Here is a 16,882-nt window from a genome sequence, read left to right as displayed (position 1 = left end):
ATGATTTCTTAACAGAAAAAAACCTAAATAACTGCAACGACACTTAGTCCTTTGCGATTACTTAGGTTTAGCTTGTTTTTAAACAATAACTATCCAAAAATTTATCTTTCCTACATTTTAATATAACAAGCGTGATTTGTCAATGCTTTCATTTATCAGAAAAGCTGGAAATACTTATAAAATGGTGAAAAAGCAAAGGCAAAATTCTCTGTTAAATAGCAAAAAACAACCAAGCTATCACTAGCCTGGTTGTCGAAAATTCATTTTTAACTATTTAGCATAATCAGTTGCGCGAGTTTCTCGAATAACCGTAACTTTGATATGTCCTGGATAATCCAGTTCATCTTCAATTTTCTTACGAATATCACGAACCAGACGCACAGTGTCCATATCGGAAATTTGTTCTGGTTTAACCATTACACGAACTTCCCGACCGGCTTGAACCGCAAAACTTGAATCCACACCTTCAAAGCTGTTAGAAATATTTTCTAAGTTTTCTAGGCGGCGAATGTAGTTTTCTAAAGATTCGCTTCTTGCTCCTGGACGAGCTGCTGATAAAGCATCGGCTGCTGCTACTAAGACCGCAATCACAGAAGTTGCTTCCACGTCCCCGTGGTGAGAAGCAATCGTGTTGATTACTGTTGCGTTTTCTTTATACTTAGCGGCTAATTCCGCCCCGATTTCTACGTGAGAGCCTTCGATTTCATGATCTAAAGCTTTCCCGATATCGTGGAGTAAACCAGCCCGTTTTGCTAATTGAACATCTTCACCTAATTCAGCAGCTAAAACACCTGTTAATTTTGCCACTTCAATAGAGTGATTTAACACATTTTGACCATAACTTGTTCTAAAACGTAAACGTCCTAGAATTTTAATTAAGTCAGGATGTAAATTGTGAGCGCCCACTTCAAAAGCAGCTTGCTCCCCGTATTCACGAATCCGTTCATCCATTTCTTTGCGAGATTTTTCAACCATCTCTTCAATTCTTGCTGGATGAATCCGACCATCTTGAATTAATTTTTCCAAAGTCATTCGCGCCACTTCACGACGAATTGGGTCAAAACCAGATAATACTACCGCTTCTGGCGTATCATCAATAATTAAGTCAATCCCCGTTAAAGTTTCTAAGGTACGAATATTCCGACCTTCACGACCGATAATCCGGCCCTTCATTTCATCATTTGGTAAAGATACTACTGATACGGTAGCTTCTGACACTTGGTCAGCCGCACAACGTTGAATCGCTAATGATAACAAATTCTTAGCTTTGCGATCAGCTTCTTCTTTTGCTCGTAATTCAGAGTCTTTAATCATCACGGTTAATTCGTGACTTAATTCTTCTTCTGTTGATTTCAAAATCAAATCTCTGGCGTCATCTTTACTTAATGCAGCCACTTGTTCCAACCGATTTTGTTGTTCAACAATCAGTTTTTCTACTTCTTCTTCTCGCTCGTCAATTAATTGTTGTCTAGTGCCCAGTTTCCGTTCTTTCTCTTCAAGTGAGTTTTCACGTTTTTCTAAAGAGTCGTCTTTACGATCTAAAGACTGTTCTCTTTGAAGCAAACGATTTTCTTGAGACTTAAGCTCTACCTTACTTTCCTTCAACTCACTTTCAATTTCTGACCGATACTTCTGGTTTTCTTCCTTTGCTTCTAGCAAAGCTTCTTTTTTTAAAGTTTCTGCTTCTTTATTTGCTTGTTCAATAATTCCAGTAGCAGAGTTCTTTGCACCATCAATCGATTTTTCATAGCGTGATCGAATAACCAAACCACCTATAACAAGACCGACAACTAAACTAATGATAGCGAGGATAACTTCAACGATTCCCATTGAATCCACCTCCATACTATCTTTGAAGCTGATAACGCCTGCTGCTTTCCTATACTAACAATTAAAATTTCTTATAAAACACCACAATCAGCCCATTATCCTTACGAAAAGTAAGCATATTTTCAGGCTTTTTTCTTGAAAGTGATTATTATCAAATTCAGTAAAGATAATTAACTGATAGGATCATTTTATAAATAATTGCCATAAGAAAGTTTCAGACTTCTAAGGGCAAGAAAATAGTTACTTTTACACAACCCCCATAGGCTTGCTTCAACACCTATTTTGCACACAAAGCAGCAAAACTGCTCCATTATTTAAGTTATACATCAACCAATATCAAGTGAATTAGCAAAATCTGCTAAATTTTTGATTATTGAATAGATAACTCTCTATAGCTTCTTGATTTTTTATAAAAAATATCAAGTTAGCAATTCATATGTATAACACACACATACAATCTTATTCTAATGTTTGTATCCGTAAGTGTCAACTTTAAATTACTACTTTTGTAACACAATTGTTACATTTTTTTCGAAAAAGTTATCTAAGCAACATCATTTTGAAAAATATGCGTTTAATATGAAAATTTAGCAGTAATTTGATATGGAAAAAGCAAAATTCAAAAAAATCGATAAGTGCTAAAACAGCCACTTATCGATTGCTTAATCATTTTAATTATTCATCTTCCAAATACTCTAAAATATCACCCGGTTGACACTCCAGCACTTTACAAATTTCATTTAAGGTGGAAAAGCGGACCGCTTTGGCTCGACCTGTTTTCAAAATCGAGATATTGGCGCTAGTTAAACCGACTTGCTTGGCTAATTCTCCTGATTGCATTTTTCTCTTAGCTAACATTACATCTAAATTTACTTGAATCATAAGTTTTTCTCTCCTCATTCTCTCGTCTTTTACTTAAATTGTCATTTCATTTTCTTCAGCAATTTGGTTAGCTTTTTCTAAAATTTTTGATAATGCCCATACGATTGCGGCTACCACAACATAAGTCACATCTAGAAATGAGCTGTCACCGATTAATTGGCTAGCGTGAGCGACTGTATCTGGTAAAGTTGAAGCAACAGCTAAAACTAACATTAACGCTGCGATTTTTTTCGCTGTTTTAACATTTTCTGCTACAAAGATTTCTTCGTTTTCTAAGTTTTTGAAAAACTTACGGGCGAAGTAACAAACCGCGCCATACAATGCAAAGTTAGCTACTAAAGATAAGACCAACACCGGTGAACTAATTATTTTCAAAGTGTTCGCTCCAAAAGGTAACTCACTAATATCGGCACTGGCAATCGCTTCTGTAAAGACTGGCAATTTCGTCAACAGCCAAACTAAAAGCGCCGCTACTGATACAGTTCCCATTACCGCTGTCATAAAACCAAATACCCATTTCAAACCTTTATATAAATTCTTTTCTGTTTTCATCATTTTTTTCATGCTCCCTCAATTTTCAATATTATTTTTTTCGTACCCTTCTTTTTACTTATCTTCTTGGCCAAAAGAATAAAGCAGAAGTGGTCGTTTTTTCCGTATTTTTTTGTTTTTATTTTTTCCAGTAATTACTTTCTGAATTAACTATAACTTATCAAAAAACGAAAGCCAACAACTTTTTATCGAAAAACAACAAAAAGTTGTCGTTTTATATATTTTAGTATCCGCTTTTCAATATATAATTATCGAAAAACGTTGATATCACAGGCCTTTAGTAAGCAACTACATAAATAAAAAAACGCCCCAAAAGGACGCTTTTTATTTATTTTTCTATCATAATATAGTGCAAAAATGCAGGAACTGCACTTAAAGGTGCTTTTCCTGCATTTGATTAATTGCTATTCTTCATCTAAAGGCAATTCTTCTTGCCCAACAATTTCTTCTTCAGGTACTTCATCACCAATTCCGTAGGCTGCCCGAACTAATTTATCTACTTCAGCCATCATTTCAGGGTTGTCTTTCAAGTATTTCTTGGCATTTTCACGGCCTTGACCAATCCGATCTTCTTTATAACCATACCAAGCACCGCTCTTCTTGATAATGTCTTTTTCAGCAGCCATATCAAGCAGTTCGCCCTCTTGAGAAATCCCTAAGCCATACATCACATCAACTTCAGCAACTTTGAATGGCGGAGCAACTTTATTTTTTACCACTTTAATTTTAGTGCGGTTACCAATAATGTCGGTTCCTTGTTTCAATTGTTCAGCCCGACGGACTTCTAAACGAATGGTTGCGTAGAATTTCAACGCCCGGCCCCCAGGAGTGATTTCTGGGTTACCAAACATAACACCAACTTTTTCACGAATTTGGTTAATAAAGACTGCAATGGTTTTCGTTTTATTAATAGAGCCTGATAATTTACGTAAAGCTTGTGACATCAATCGGGCTTGTAGCCCAACGTGAGAGTCACCCATTTCACCATCAATTTCGGCACGTGGAACTAAAGCGGCTACTGAGTCGATTACCACGATATCAATGGCACCACTGGCAACTAAAGCATCAGCAATTTCTAAACCTTGTTCCCCAGTATCTGGCTGTGATAATAATAATTCATCAATATTAACGCCAAGCTTTTGAGCATATTGTGGATCTAAGGCATGTTCCGCATCAATAAAAGCGGCTGTGCCTCCTTGTTTTTGAACTTCAGCAATCGCGTGTAAAGCAACCGTTGTTTTACCAGAACTTTCTGGCCCGTACACTTCGATAATTCGTCCCCGCGGATAACCACCGACACCTAAAGCGACATCCAACGCTAAAGAGCCACTTGGGATAACTGAGATTTGTTGATCAATCTTCTCCCCTAATTTCATGATGGCGCCTTTACCATAATTTTTCTCAATTTTTTTCAACGCATCTTGTAATGCTACTTTGCGATCGTCTGCCACATTATCCACTTCCTCTATCATTTATCTATTTCATCAATACTTAAATTTTAAATTTATTCTCTTACTAGAACTATCATACCTGTTTCAAAAATAAAAATCAAGCAGAAAACGAATATTTGTTCGTTTTTTTATTTTTTAGTTATATTTTTATTGGTCAACCTCTGCTAAAATTGCTCTTCGCAAAAGATCTAAACCTTTCAAAACAGCACTATGTCGGATATAACTACGATCACGAGTGAAATGATATTCGGCAGCAAAAGTCGCTTGTCCTTTTTGCGCTAAGGCAATCCAAACGGTCCCAGCTCTTTTGCCTTCTAACTCATCCGGACCTGCAACGCCAGTAAAAGCTAAAGCGTAATCTGTTTCGGCTAACGCTAAAGTTTTCTCCGCCATTTCTTTGGCACAATATTCACTTACCGTTCCATGAAGAGCTAATTTTTCGGCATCTAGTCCTAAAAATTTCACTTTGGTTGCTGCTGAATAAGTCACAAAGCCGCCTTTAAAAACTTCTGAAACACCTGCCACACTGCCTAAAGTTGATTGAAATTCTCCCGCTGTTAAACTTTCAGCTGCAGCAACGGTTTTATGATATTTTTTCAAAGCAGCCACGGTAACTGCTTCTAACGAATTATCATCACCGTAACCATAGAAAAATTCGCCAACTTTAGCTAAAATTTTCCCTTCCAGCTCATCAAGTAGCTGATTAGCAGCGTCTTGCGTAGCTGCTTTGGCAGTAATCCGTAAAGTAACTTCGTTAGGTTTAGCATAAGGCGCTAAGGTTGGATTATCTTGTTGCTCAATCAAATCAGCTAGCTCCGTTACAATTGCTGACTCACCGATGCCATAAAAACGCAGCACTCGCGAGTAAAGCTGTTCCGTGGCTGGGAAAAGGCAACTTAATAACGGCGCCACTTCTTGCGTAAACATCGCTGTTAGCTCTCTTGGCGGACCAGGTAATAACAAATAGCTAGTTTCTGCACCTTGATATAAACACCCTAGCGCTAAGCCATTAGGGTTGGGAATCGCAATGCCCCCTTCAATGGTTAAGGCTTGTTGTAAATTATTGGGAGTCATTTCCCGTTGTGCATTAATGAAAAACTCGCGAAGTTTCTGATAACCAGCTTCATCTTGAACTAAGGCCGCTCCCACATGAGCTGCTACGCTATCTTTCGTCAAATCGTCATCAGTTGGCCCTAAGCCACCGCACAACACTACTAAATCACTTCTACCATCTGCTAGCCCCAAACACTCTTGCAAGCGCTGAGGATTATCGCCAACCACGTCATGGTGATAAATTTCAAAACCCAGTCCAGTTAATTGTTGTGATAAATAAGTAGCGTTAGTGTTCACCACTTGACCTAACAACAACTCTGTCCCCACTGCAATAATCTCCGCCTTCATAACTGCCTCTTTTCTTGCCTACATAATAAACATACGCAATCCTTTTTAAAATATTTTACCACAATTAAAAAAATATTGAAAAACACAAAAAAACAGAAGTCGTAAGCGACTTCTGTTTGAATGAACTTTTTTAGTTTACACGTACTGCAAAACTTGGTGCATAGTTTGAGTATGATGAAATAGATACTGTTTGACCAAATGTTGGTGCATGCAGATATTGTCCGCCACCCATCGCTAAAGCTACATGATGAGTGCTACCTCTTGAACCCCAGAATAATAAATCACCAGCTTGTGCTTGAGAAATATCAATGATAGTACCAGAGCTTTCTTGAGGTACTGTCCAACCACCAATATTTTTGCCAGTTACATTTAAGTACACGTAGTAACAAAATCCTGAGCAGTCAAAGCCACTTGGAGATTTACCGCCCCAAACATAAGGCACACCGATAAATTGCATCGCATAATCAACAATTGCACTACCAGAGGCATTTGGGCTTGGTGGTGCTACCGGGCCAGGAGCCACTGGATTAGGGGCAACTTCTGAAATACCGCCACCGCCAGTTGAGCCAGCATTTGAACCGCTGTTGCTGTCACCATTATCCACAACATTATTGGTATTATTATTACCAGCTGATTGTGCTGCTTCGGCTTCAGCTTGGGCTGCTACCACTTGCGCTGCTAAGGCTGCCGCCGCTGCTTCAGCTTCGGCTTTTTGTTGTTCTAAGCCAGCTTTTTCACTTTCAACAGTTGATTGTTCAAGCGCTAAAGTTGCTGTTAATACATCTAATTCGGTTTGTTTAGAAACTAAATCACCTTTTTGAGCTTCAAGCTGTGCTTGATTTTCAGAGATTTGCTGTTGTTGGCTTTCATTTTCAGCTTTTTTCTCTTCAACAGCTTCTTTATCTGTTTTTTGTTGAACAACTAAATCATTGTTAGCTGTCACGATTGTTCCCATGGCAAATGCCCGAGAAAGTAAATCTGATAAAGATTCGGCTGCTAATACGGCGTCGAATAAATCAGTTGTTTGACCGTTGACTTGCATTTCGCGAACTTGATCTTGAATTGCTGATTCACGTTTAGCAATTCGTTCTGTTAATGATTCAATTTCACTAACTAATTGTTGAGAAGCTTCGCCTAAAACTTGTTGTTGCGCTACTAATTCTTCTGCTTGTTGGTTAATTGTTGAAATTTCACCTTGTAAAGCTGAAATTTGGCTTTCAATTCCTGAACGTTGACCTTGAATATCAGCAATTTTTTGTTCTTTTTCTTGAATTTGTGTATCAAAGTCTTCAGCTGACGCCACAACTGGTGCTGCTAAAGATAGAACTAAGGTTGCTAACATTAACTTAGAAATCGTCTTTTTAATCACTTATATTCCTCCGAAAAAAATTTCACTTTATATTTAAATGTATGAATTTTATTTATTTTGATAACACTTAAGATTCTAGCACATCTTTATGACAAGTGGATAAAAGAAACATTACAAAAAGATTGCAGTTAGATTGACCGCTTAAAATCCCCTGTAATTTTTATCCTTTTTCAAAGATTTTTTGAAAGGGATAGACAAAAACGATAAATAATAAAATATTTAATAACAAACTAGGACCTAAGTAACGGGTCACAAAAAACAAAGTATTGACTCTGCCTAGCTGAAAAACTAGGTGAATAATCACAATATAGAGCTCATAGCCGGTTATCGCAATCACCCAGCCAAAAAACATCGTAAAAATATTCGTGTAAACCGCCGTTTTCATACTATACATAAAGAAAACCACCAACGGCAACGCCACCGTATAAATCCCAATGACGCCCGTATAATAACAATCATATAATAAACCTAGACAAATCATCACGCTAAGTAAATACTTTCTCGATAAAAAAGGTACCGCCACTAAAGCGACTAAAATCACTAAATGGGCATTCCCCACAAAGATGCCTTGACTGACCCGTTCTAAAAACTTAGTAACTTGGGTATCAATCAAAATTAGCAAAAACATAATCACCGGCAAATAATACTGAATATATTTTCTCAAAGCCGCTTACTCCTCTCCAACTGTTCGCTTAATAATAGTAACAGCAGAAAAATCGTACATATCAGCTGAGGCTTGCACATAAGCTTGCCGCTTCATTCCTAATTTATCCGTTTGCACGCTGACCACTTCACCGACAATTAAGCCCGCGGGTGAGTTGCCCCCTAAACCAGAAGTTTGTACCAAATCTTCTGCTTCAATTTCAAAATCACCAGTAATTTGCGTTACTAAAAACAGCCCAGTTGCTTCATCATATTCTTCTAACAAAGCATAAGAAACCCCAGTTTTTGAAGTGATTTTCACAGGGAAATGGTTGGCAGCTTTATTATCAGAAGTTAGCAGTTCAATTTTTGAAGTATGTTCACTAACTTCGATTACCCGACCGATTAAACCATTTTTCGCCATCACTGCCATGTTGACCTCTACGCCATCTTTGGCACCACTGTCTACGACTAACAATTCTTGCCAGCTATCAGGGGAACGAGAAATCACGCTAGTGACAATTTTTTCATAAGACTCTAAAGTTTTATTCATGTCTAAATCTTCTTGTAAATCTGCTAGTTGCCGCTTGTAATCATCATTGACTTGAACAATCATATCATATTCATCTAAGGCACTTTTCAAACGTTGATTTTCTTCATAAGTGTCAAATAAATCACCAATCGCGCCAAAAGCATTACCCACTAGCTTAACAGGTGCCTGCAAGACCTTATCTACCAAGCCTAAAGTATCATTAACCGTGCCTTGCACCGCATTGGCGTTACCGTCATTATCTCGCTTGGCTGCTGATAAACTAATCACCGCAATCGCCACAATCACGATTACCAAAGTTATAATTATATTTTTATTAGGATTAAACTTCTTCACAAAAGCACCTCATATTTTCTATAGTAAAAAAACGGAACAAGCAATTTCGATCTTATTCACGTAGTTATTTGCAAAATTTCTTCTATTATAATAGAAGTTTTATTTTCAAAAGTTATTTAGTTGATTTATTTTTAACCATAAACTGATAAATTTAATTTTAACATTAAACCAAAGGAAGCGAAAGTCTCTCAAGCAGACTTAAATGAATTTTTAGAAGATTTATTGCCACTTTAAATAAAAGCTAGCAGCTTAGCTAAATCTTTTCAATAAATAGACTTAACTTAAAAATCAAAAAGTGTTAGCTGCCAAATCCAATTTAGCAGCTAACACTCTTTTGTTAAGTCATATTTCCAGGGCTTAGATGATTGCATAGTTCGTTACACCAAAAGTCGTACCAAATAGTTGTGTTTTGGCTTCCAACTCAATCCTTAATTTTTCTAATTCTGCTTTAGAAAGAGCATTATTTTCTTTAATGATTTGTTTAGATTTTTCAATAACTTCTTTCATCGACAATTCCTCCATTCACTTGATATTCTGGTTCTGATACTTTTTTAGATAGCCAAAAGAAATCAATGTCATGTTTTTTAAAAGGGACTAAAAAGGTTTGATACTCTCGTTTCAGATAGAAAGGACTAGCACTTTTGCGTCCAGTTAAAACGACTCTTGAGCATCTTTGTTCTCTGGCAAACTGTTCGCAGCTGTCCATCAGCTGATTTCCGATTTGTTTTCCTTGAAAAGCTGGCGCTACCACCACTTGCCGCACGCGGGCAATTCCGAAAGGATATACTTGCACCGCCGCCGTTCCCACTACTTGATTTTTTTCTTTAGCGACAAAAATTGTTACTTTATCTTCTTTTTCTAAATCAACCACTGAGCCTAAGATTTCTTCTCTTAAAGTGATTGCTTCAAAATGTTCTTTACTATATTGGGTTGCTATTTGGATTTTCATAAAAATACCTCCTCAGTTTCTGACTAAGTAAGCTGAGCTGGCAATCTTTTACTTACCAGTTATCCCACTCAGACTCTTCCGGACAACAATCATTACAATCTGACATCGGGTTCATTGGGTTCAACGGATTCATTGGATTCACAGGGCCAAAGCCACCATGACGACCAAACCCTTGATTACGACCAAATTCTTGACGCATTTTTTCACGAGCTGCGCGTTTCATTTGATTTCGCTCTTTAGGTGAAAGATTTTTCATTTCATTCGCCAATTGCTCTTTCATAGCTTTAAAAGATTCCATTGAATCAAAAGGTGAGTTCGGTAAATCACAACCGGCACCGAAATCTTCTTGCCAGCCAGCGATAATTTTTGTTAATAATAAATCTAATTGTCGCTGTTCCTCTTCATTCAAGCCGAAGAAGAAATCTTCTGAACGATCCTGTTGTTGTATAGTCGGCGTTGTTTTCTTGCGACCTGCTTCCGTTAAATAAACTGATTTAATCCGTTTATCTTGCGGGTCTTCCACTCGCTCGATTTCACCGCGGCTTTCTAATTTTTTCAAAATTTCGGTTAGTGAGCTTGGACGAACGTCTAAAATTTCTGCTAACACCCCTTGGGTCAAGCCGTCTTCATTAGCCAAAATATCCAAGACCCGTTGTTGGGCGGGGGCTTTTTTCTTCACTGGATTCATGCCCATCCCTAGCAAGCGGCGACTGGCACTACCGACAAAAGATAAATCTTTCATTAGTTTTTTTGTATACTCTGTCATGCTCTTTTCCCTCTTTCAAAAATTAGAAACCAAATACTTAGGTACCTAAGTATTGTCAACAAGTATTTAAAATTTCTTAATAAATAGCTTAATCTGCACAAAAAAAGCCAGCAAAAGCCTAATTTCATCAGCTTTCCCCAGCAATATAAAATATTTATTTATTTCCTCGCAACGCTCTTTCTTTAAAAATCGTAATATCTTTTTTATAAATGTACTGACTAAATTGCTGACTTAAATACTTACTCACGTTGTGATAAGCAATCGTCGGCGTATTAGGTACGGTATAATAATAACGGCTATTTTCTTGATAAATCGGTTCAGACACTGTTGTAAAACGATTCCCTTCAATGGCATAACCAGCATCAGCGGCAATGTCAATTAAGAAAGCACCCGGTTTTAACAATGATTGATCTGCCAGCGTTAAAATCGGCGTTCCTTGCGCCCCCACTTCAATCCCGTTAATAATTAAATCAAACTGTTCCTTTTGTTGATAAAATTCCGGCAAAGTTTTGCGGTAAAACATCCGCACTTGCGCAGTAAATTTCGAAATTCCATGAAAAGCTCCTTGGGAAACATTGCCATTACCTAAAATCGCTACCTTAGTATTATCGTCCGGCAATAAACCAAAGCTTAAACAAGCGTGTAGCACTCCAGCATAGCCAGCATAAAAACTATTTTGACTGACAAAATTGATAGGCAACCATTCTGCTGGAAAAGTTGCTTTTTGATAAAGAATCGTTGGTGTCTGATTATCTAAATCCACCACGGTTAAATTTTTCGGATAAGCTTGCTGCTCCATAAAAGGTTTGCCTGAGCCTAAAGGATGCGTCTAACCAATAATCATTTGTTCTGGCCGAATCCGGTCATAATCTTCTGGCTGCATTAATTTCAAACAAAAAATTCCGTCCGCTTCTTGAAACACTTCAGCTCGCGATAAAATTTTGCAACCAGCTTGGCGATAACTTTCATCCGCAATCCCTAAAGCTGCCCCAAATCCGCTTTCGATTAGCAGTTCGTTTTCAAATTCATGAATATCTTCTGGTAATAATGGTACCCGTCGTTCGTCTGGAAAAGTAGATTGAATAAATCCTAATTTCATAATTTTGCTCCTCATTTTATTAATCTAGCTACAAAAGCTGACATTTTACTACTTTATCATCTCTACTTTAAAACTACTCTAGTTATGCTTAATCAAGATTAACCAATTGCTTTTTCTAAAATATCAAAACAACTTGTTTACCTATTTACCAGAGAAAAATCTCCCGAACTGCCTTCACCTCCATTGAAAGATGTTAAAGTATTAAACCTTAAATCATCTTTTTCCGACAATTATTTGCCAAAAAAAGACGATTCTCTAAAAAAGAATCGTCTTGCAGTCATTATTCGAAAATGGTTATTGCCTATATTTACATTATATTCCTAAAATAGGCATCAAAATAAGAACTTAATTCTATCTTTACGTTAACACTTACTAAGAGAAATAGCAAAGATTCTTTCATAAGGCACTAAATTTGAAACTTATTACTCAGCCTAAATATTCTGTATTTTTTATCGGACTGGGTTAACAGACTTAACAAAGTGGAATTTCTCATCAGCAAAATCAAATATTAGAATACAACAATTAGAAAATTTTATTTCCTTTATTTGCTCTTGTGATAGCCATTTTTGAATAAATCTATACATGGCACCGCCATGACTCACGCATAATACTTCCTCGCCATCACGCTCATTAAAAATATTCGTTATTGTATTATTAATTCGCTCTTGGACTTCCTTACTGGATTCTCCACCATAGACAACAAAAAAATCCCCGTAAGAAGTTTCCCCTTCTTTTATCTTCGGATTTAGCAATTCGCTTTCGCCTTCAAATAAACCAAAGTTCCATTCTTTCAAACCTTTTGCTGTATTTATTTTTAAATAGTCGCAAACAATTTCGGCGGTATCTACCGCTCGCTCTTGCGTTGAAGAATAAGCCGCATCAAAAACTATTTTATGCTTCACAAAATAAGCTTTCGCCATCTGGGCTTGGCTAATCCCTAAATCTGTCAATGGCGAATCACAAGCACCTTGAATCTTCCCCATCATATTAAATTGCGTCTGTCCATGTCTCATCAAGTATAATCTTTTCATAAAGCCTTTCCTTTCAAAGTTTTTAATGTCAAAAAAAGAGAGACCTATGCCCCTCCTACAAATTACTCCGGTTGTTTAAAGACCGGCAAAAGTTTTGAATAACTAATCACTAGCTTCGTTTGATTTTCTTTATCGAAATTTTCATTATATAAAATAATGATTGCTGAATTTTTCAGCATTTTCTCAACTAAACCAACATGTATCTCACTTTTATAAATAAAGGATACTTCTTGATTCACAGTAAATGTTTGTCCTAACTCAGATGGTTCTGTATCTTTTGGCCAATAAGGTCTCAAAGCTTTCACTTCCTTCTAATTTAAAAGATTATTCATTATAAATAATCTAGGTAGACATTCGCAGCTTGAGGGTTTCACAGCTTTTTAGCCGTTAACCTTCACCTAACAATTGAATCCGTTTTCTTTCCAACGTAAAGAACTGACAACAAAATCATCTTTAGTAAAAAAATGACAAGGGAAATTAGCTAAATTTCCACTTGTTTCTCTCTCTAGGTTAACAGAGAAACGGCAAAAAGGCAAATTTCCACCAGAAAACACCTGAGTAATCACTAACAATCCAGCACTTGATCTTGAATGACGCCAGCAGCTTTCAGAAACATGCAGGTAACGACTGGCCCGACAAAAGCAAAGCCCCTTTTCTTCATATCTTTAGCGATAATTGTCGCTTCTGGCAAGATGTTAGGTACCAAATCAGCTGATTCATATTCTTTAATTAGCGGAACGCCTTGATAAAAATCCCACAAATAATCGGCAAAACTTTCATATTCCGTTAATAAACCAACAATCGCCCGGGCATTTTGCACAACGGCCTTAATTTTACGAGGATTGCGAATCATTTCCGGGTCTTTTTCAATCGCTTCTATATCTTCAGGAAAGAAAGCCGCCACTTTACGAAAGTCCATCTGACAAAAATTACGCAAAAAAACTTCTTTTTTACTAGCGGCTGCTTGCCAACTTAAGCCCGCCTGAAAAACACCAATTGTTAACAATAAAAACAGATGGCGATCTTCTTTAATTGGCTTCCCCCACGTATCACTGTACCATTGATAACTCTTCATTTTGACACCGCCTGACACAAAAATAATAACCGTGAGATAGCTACCTTTTCAAACAGGCCATCTCACGGTTATTTTACGTGTTTACGATTAATAAAACAACTAGTCTTTAGCAGGAATAATATCGCTGTCTTTAGTTTCTTTAAATAAGCGGTAGCATAAGAAAGATACTGCTAAAATTAACAGGCTGATAATTAACATTGGCAGCAAGACTGAGCTATTGGTTTGTTTAAATAAAACACCCATCAGCAATTGCCCCACTGGTACCGCCCCTTGCGATACTGCTGCGATTGTCGCCATAACTTTGCCTAAGCTTCCTCGCGGTGTAATTCTTTGCACCACGGAAATTAAATAAATCGAAATCGCACTTAGCAAAATGCCAATTGGCACACCAGTAATCACTAAGAAGAACAAGCCGATATTATTGCCCATTGTATTACCAGCAAATAATAAGCCGAAACTCATCACAATCAGCAATACTCCAGAAATCGTAAAAGTTAAATAGAAATTATTAAAACGAATTCGCTTCGTAATTTGCATAGCAAAAATCGCCCCGATAATACTCGCCACACTAACTAACGACATACCAATTCCGTAAACCGTATCGTTAGCTTGTAAAACCATTCTTAAAATAATTGGCAGCCCCACAATAAAGAAAGGTACTAACAGAAAATTGACCAATGCGGCAATAAAAATACTTTTAGAAATAATTTTATTTTTACGGACTTCATGAAAACCTGCCACCAAATCATTTTTCAAAGTCGTTACCATGCCAGCTTCCGACACTTTTTTCTCGAAAGGAATCTTCAAGAAAGATTCAATAACAGCTGCGATAATAAAGAAGACAATACTAAAGGCCACCAAGGCTTGTGCCCCAAAGATACCGTAAAGCACGCCACCGATAATCGGCGCTGCCACATTTGATAAAGAAAGCACGCCCGTCACTAAACCGTTAACCTTTTCCAGCTCATTTTCCGGAACCAATAAAGGAATGCTGGCTTGAACCACTGGCGTATCAAAGCTTCCTACAAAAGATAAAACGAACAGCAGGGCACCAATTAGCCAAACGGATAAACCGCCACCTAACACCAACAAAAGCATGCCCGCCAACACCGCATTAGCAACGTCCATTAAAACCATCAAATTTCTCCGATCATAGCGATCGGCAATCGCCCCACCAATCGGTGAAAATAAAACCGGAATACTGGAAATTGCTAAAATCGTCGCAAAAATATCTGCCCGTCCTGTCTGATCCAACACATAAAGGGATAATGCAAAACGTAAAATTGCGCCCCCAAAAACCGAAATAACTTGTCCTAAAAGTAAAAATAGGACATTTTTATTATTCTTCATTTCAACCTATAACTCCTCTGTGCTTTATTTGAAATTGCGACTTAGCGTAACCTTTTCATATTCTTTAATCGCTAAAATCACAAAACTTAACTAATCATAGTTTCCCATAGCTTAAAATAAATTGAATGGTACGAAAGTCTGATTTTTCAAATAAACATAAAAAAAGTCAGAAAACAGCGCAAAACTGATTTCTGACTTTTTTATTTTGGTAAATTACGCTAAAACGGTGCCTAGCGGAAAGGCTTTTCTAAATAAATAGCGAACAACTGGCCCGGCAATTAATAGTTGAAATGGTAGTGCCATAATAAAATTAGTCGGAATATTCCCTAACCAAATAAATAAAATATTGTTCCAAGCTCCGCTTTTTAAACAAACTTCTAGCGCTCCATATAATGACATAAAAATCACCATCGGAACCACCATACAAGTTGATACGGTAATCACTTTTTTCATGGAATTATCTGTTGGTTTCAGCAAATATTTAAAGCTAAAACCTTTAGCAATGCTAGATACTACAAACCAATCCAGCAACATCGCCACCACATAAGCAAAGGGCAATCCTTCCCAAGCAGCTTTTAAAGTGTCCACTGATAGTCCGCCAAAATGTAGGGCAACATTATAAATGCTCATCCACAAAACCATTAAAAAGCACATCATAATGGTATAAATCAAACTTTCTCTTTTATTCGTTGGCATTTCTTCTCCTCCATATTCCTGATTATCCGTACAAAAAAATGGCTATTGTAACTTAAAACTCGTTACAATAGCCACTAAAGTTATAAACTTTAAGACATCCTCACTGCGTCCTTTTTTATACAAAAACCATTATAGCAAAGTTGAAAAATTTCCGTAAGTCTTGTTTGAAAAAAAGTTGATTATTTTACTCATAAGAGTTAGCACTAGAAAATAAGGGAACCTCTTAATTTCATTTAAAAAAACAAAAAAAGCTTCCGTTTATCATGGAAACTTACTCTTCTTATTTACAGATTACTTATCTTTACAATCCCATTTGGATATCAATGTTTAGCTTCGTTTGCGAACGGTTTAATTCTTTATGAATTACCTGATGTAATGTACTCTTCCCTGCCCCACTTTAGCCACCTTAAAAATAAGCTACTGGTTGTTCTACAGATATTCTATTTTTTGACAATATAGCTATACTTCTACCTAAATTGTAAATAAAATCTTTTTTTTCGAATCCTTACTTAAATCATTCATTCTGCACTAGCCTTAAGGGCTAATGAGATTTTTTGAATGAATTTATCTTGGCTTTTCCAATAGAATAGATACTCATTCAACTCAACATCAGTTTTTTCAAATAAGTTAACACTTTTAATTTCAGCTAACTCATCAAATAAAATCATCATCGGATTATTTACATCTTCCAGACTTACTTCCGTTTGTCTTAAATAATTAGTCAATTTATTTTGAACATTTGCGGCATATTCGTTAATTACTTCAACTCTTAATGTATGGTTATAATCAATTGGTTTCATCTAAATTCCAACCTTTCATTTACTTTGCACTTTGCAGTTTTTCAAGATACATATTCTTTTTTACTCTTTTTCTATAAATTCGTGATATTTTACCTTTTATTTT

Annotated in this window: 17 protein-coding genes and 1 pseudogene; all 18 read right to left on the bottom strand. The window is 36.7% G+C overall.

Annotated elements, in window-relative coordinates; translation table 11 throughout:
• Positions 1-270: 270 nt before the first annotated feature.
• Positions 271-1,830, bottom strand: a complete 1,560-nt coding sequence (gene rny, locus M2139_RS06315; RefSeq protein WP_280737953.1) for a ribonuclease Y — start codon at positions 1,828-1,830, stop codon at positions 271-273.
• A gap of 675 nt (positions 1,831-2,505) precedes the next feature.
• The gene (locus M2139_RS06310) at positions 2,506-2,712 is read right to left on the bottom strand and encodes a helix-turn-helix transcriptional regulator (protein ID WP_280737954.1); all 207 of its coding nucleotides are present in this window, start codon (positions 2,710-2,712) and stop codon (positions 2,506-2,508) included.
• Between the two features lie 33 nt (positions 2,713-2,745).
• Positions 2,746-3,267, bottom strand: a complete 522-nt coding sequence (locus tag M2139_RS06305; protein WP_280737955.1) for a DUF2975 domain-containing protein — start codon at positions 3,265-3,267, stop codon at positions 2,746-2,748.
• A 401-nt stretch (positions 3,268-3,668) separates the two neighbouring features.
• On the bottom strand, positions 3,669-4,715 hold the full coding sequence (recA, locus tag M2139_RS06300; protein ID WP_280737956.1) for a recombinase RecA: 1,047 nt from the start codon (positions 4,713-4,715) through the stop codon (positions 3,669-3,671).
• A gap of 147 nt (positions 4,716-4,862) precedes the next feature.
• Positions 4,863-6,116: a competence/damage-inducible protein A gene (locus M2139_RS06295; RefSeq protein WP_280737957.1), complete on the bottom strand. Its 1,254-nt coding sequence runs from the start codon at positions 6,114-6,116 to the stop codon at positions 4,863-4,865.
• 130 nt (positions 6,117-6,246) lie between these two features.
• Entirely contained in the window at positions 6,247-7,485 is a 1,239-nt protein-coding gene (locus M2139_RS06290; protein WP_280737958.1) for a C40 family peptidase, read from the bottom strand.
• 160 nt (positions 7,486-7,645) lie between these two features.
• Positions 7,646-8,149: a rod shape-determining protein MreD gene (gene mreD, locus M2139_RS06285; RefSeq protein WP_280737959.1), complete on the bottom strand. Its 504-nt coding sequence runs from the start codon at positions 8,147-8,149 to the stop codon at positions 7,646-7,648.
• Between the two features lie 6 nt (positions 8,150-8,155).
• Positions 8,156-9,013 carry a rod shape-determining protein MreC gene (mreC, locus tag M2139_RS06280; RefSeq protein WP_280737960.1) on the bottom strand — a complete coding sequence of 286 codons (858 nt, stop codon included), beginning with the start codon at positions 9,011-9,013 and terminating at the stop codon, positions 8,156-8,158.
• A gap of 357 nt (positions 9,014-9,370) precedes the next feature.
• Positions 9,371-9,520, bottom strand: a complete 150-nt coding sequence (locus M2139_RS06275; protein ID WP_280737961.1) for a hypothetical protein — start codon at positions 9,518-9,520, stop codon at positions 9,371-9,373.
• Positions 9,504-9,962 (bottom strand): GNAT family N-acetyltransferase, encoded by a 459-nt coding sequence (locus M2139_RS06270; RefSeq protein WP_280737962.1) that lies wholly within the window; start codon positions 9,960-9,962, stop codon positions 9,504-9,506. The genes M2139_RS06275 and M2139_RS06270 overlap by 17 nt, the downstream gene beginning before the upstream one ends.
• A 52-nt stretch (positions 9,963-10,014) precedes the next feature.
• Complete coding sequence (locus M2139_RS06265) at positions 10,015-10,728, bottom strand: MarR family transcriptional regulator (protein WP_280737963.1); 714 nt, start codon at positions 10,726-10,728, stop codon at positions 10,015-10,017.
• 154 nt (positions 10,729-10,882) lie between these two features.
• Positions 10,883-11,827 (bottom strand): annotated as a pseudogene (locus tag M2139_RS06260) (N(5)-(carboxyethyl)ornithine synthase).
• 449 nt (positions 11,828-12,276) lie between these two features.
• A complete protein-coding gene (locus tag M2139_RS06255; protein ID WP_280737964.1) occupies positions 12,277-12,858 on the bottom strand; it encodes a histidine phosphatase family protein in 582 nt (193 codons plus the stop codon).
• Positions 12,859-12,920: 62 nt separating this feature from the next.
• Positions 12,921-13,154 (bottom strand): hypothetical protein, encoded by a 234-nt coding sequence (locus tag M2139_RS06250; RefSeq protein ID WP_280737965.1) that lies wholly within the window; start codon positions 13,152-13,154, stop codon positions 12,921-12,923.
• Between the two features lie 269 nt (positions 13,155-13,423).
• Positions 13,424-13,933 carry a DNA-3-methyladenine glycosylase I gene (locus M2139_RS06245; RefSeq protein ID WP_280737966.1) on the bottom strand — a complete coding sequence of 170 codons (510 nt, stop codon included), beginning with the start codon at positions 13,931-13,933 and terminating at the stop codon, positions 13,424-13,426.
• A 99-nt stretch (positions 13,934-14,032) separates the two neighbouring features.
• A complete protein-coding gene (locus tag M2139_RS06240) occupies positions 14,033-15,283 on the bottom strand; it encodes an MFS transporter (RefSeq protein ID WP_280737967.1) in 1,251 nt (416 codons plus the stop codon).
• 213 nt (positions 15,284-15,496) lie between these two features.
• A complete protein-coding gene (locus M2139_RS06235) occupies positions 15,497-15,979 on the bottom strand; it encodes a DUF2798 domain-containing protein (protein WP_280737968.1) in 483 nt (160 codons plus the stop codon).
• Between the two features lie 518 nt (positions 15,980-16,497).
• Entirely contained in the window at positions 16,498-16,779 is a 282-nt protein-coding gene (locus tag M2139_RS06230) for a hypothetical protein (RefSeq protein ID WP_280737969.1), read from the bottom strand.
• Positions 16,780-16,882: the final 103 nt, after the last annotated feature.

Source organism: Enterococcus sp. PF1-24 (assembly GCF_029893325.1).
Lineage (GTDB): Bacteria > Bacillota > Bacilli > Lactobacillales > Enterococcaceae > HY326.
Note: the sequence above shows the minus strand (reverse complement) of the source record. Positions and strands in the feature narration are given on the sequence as shown.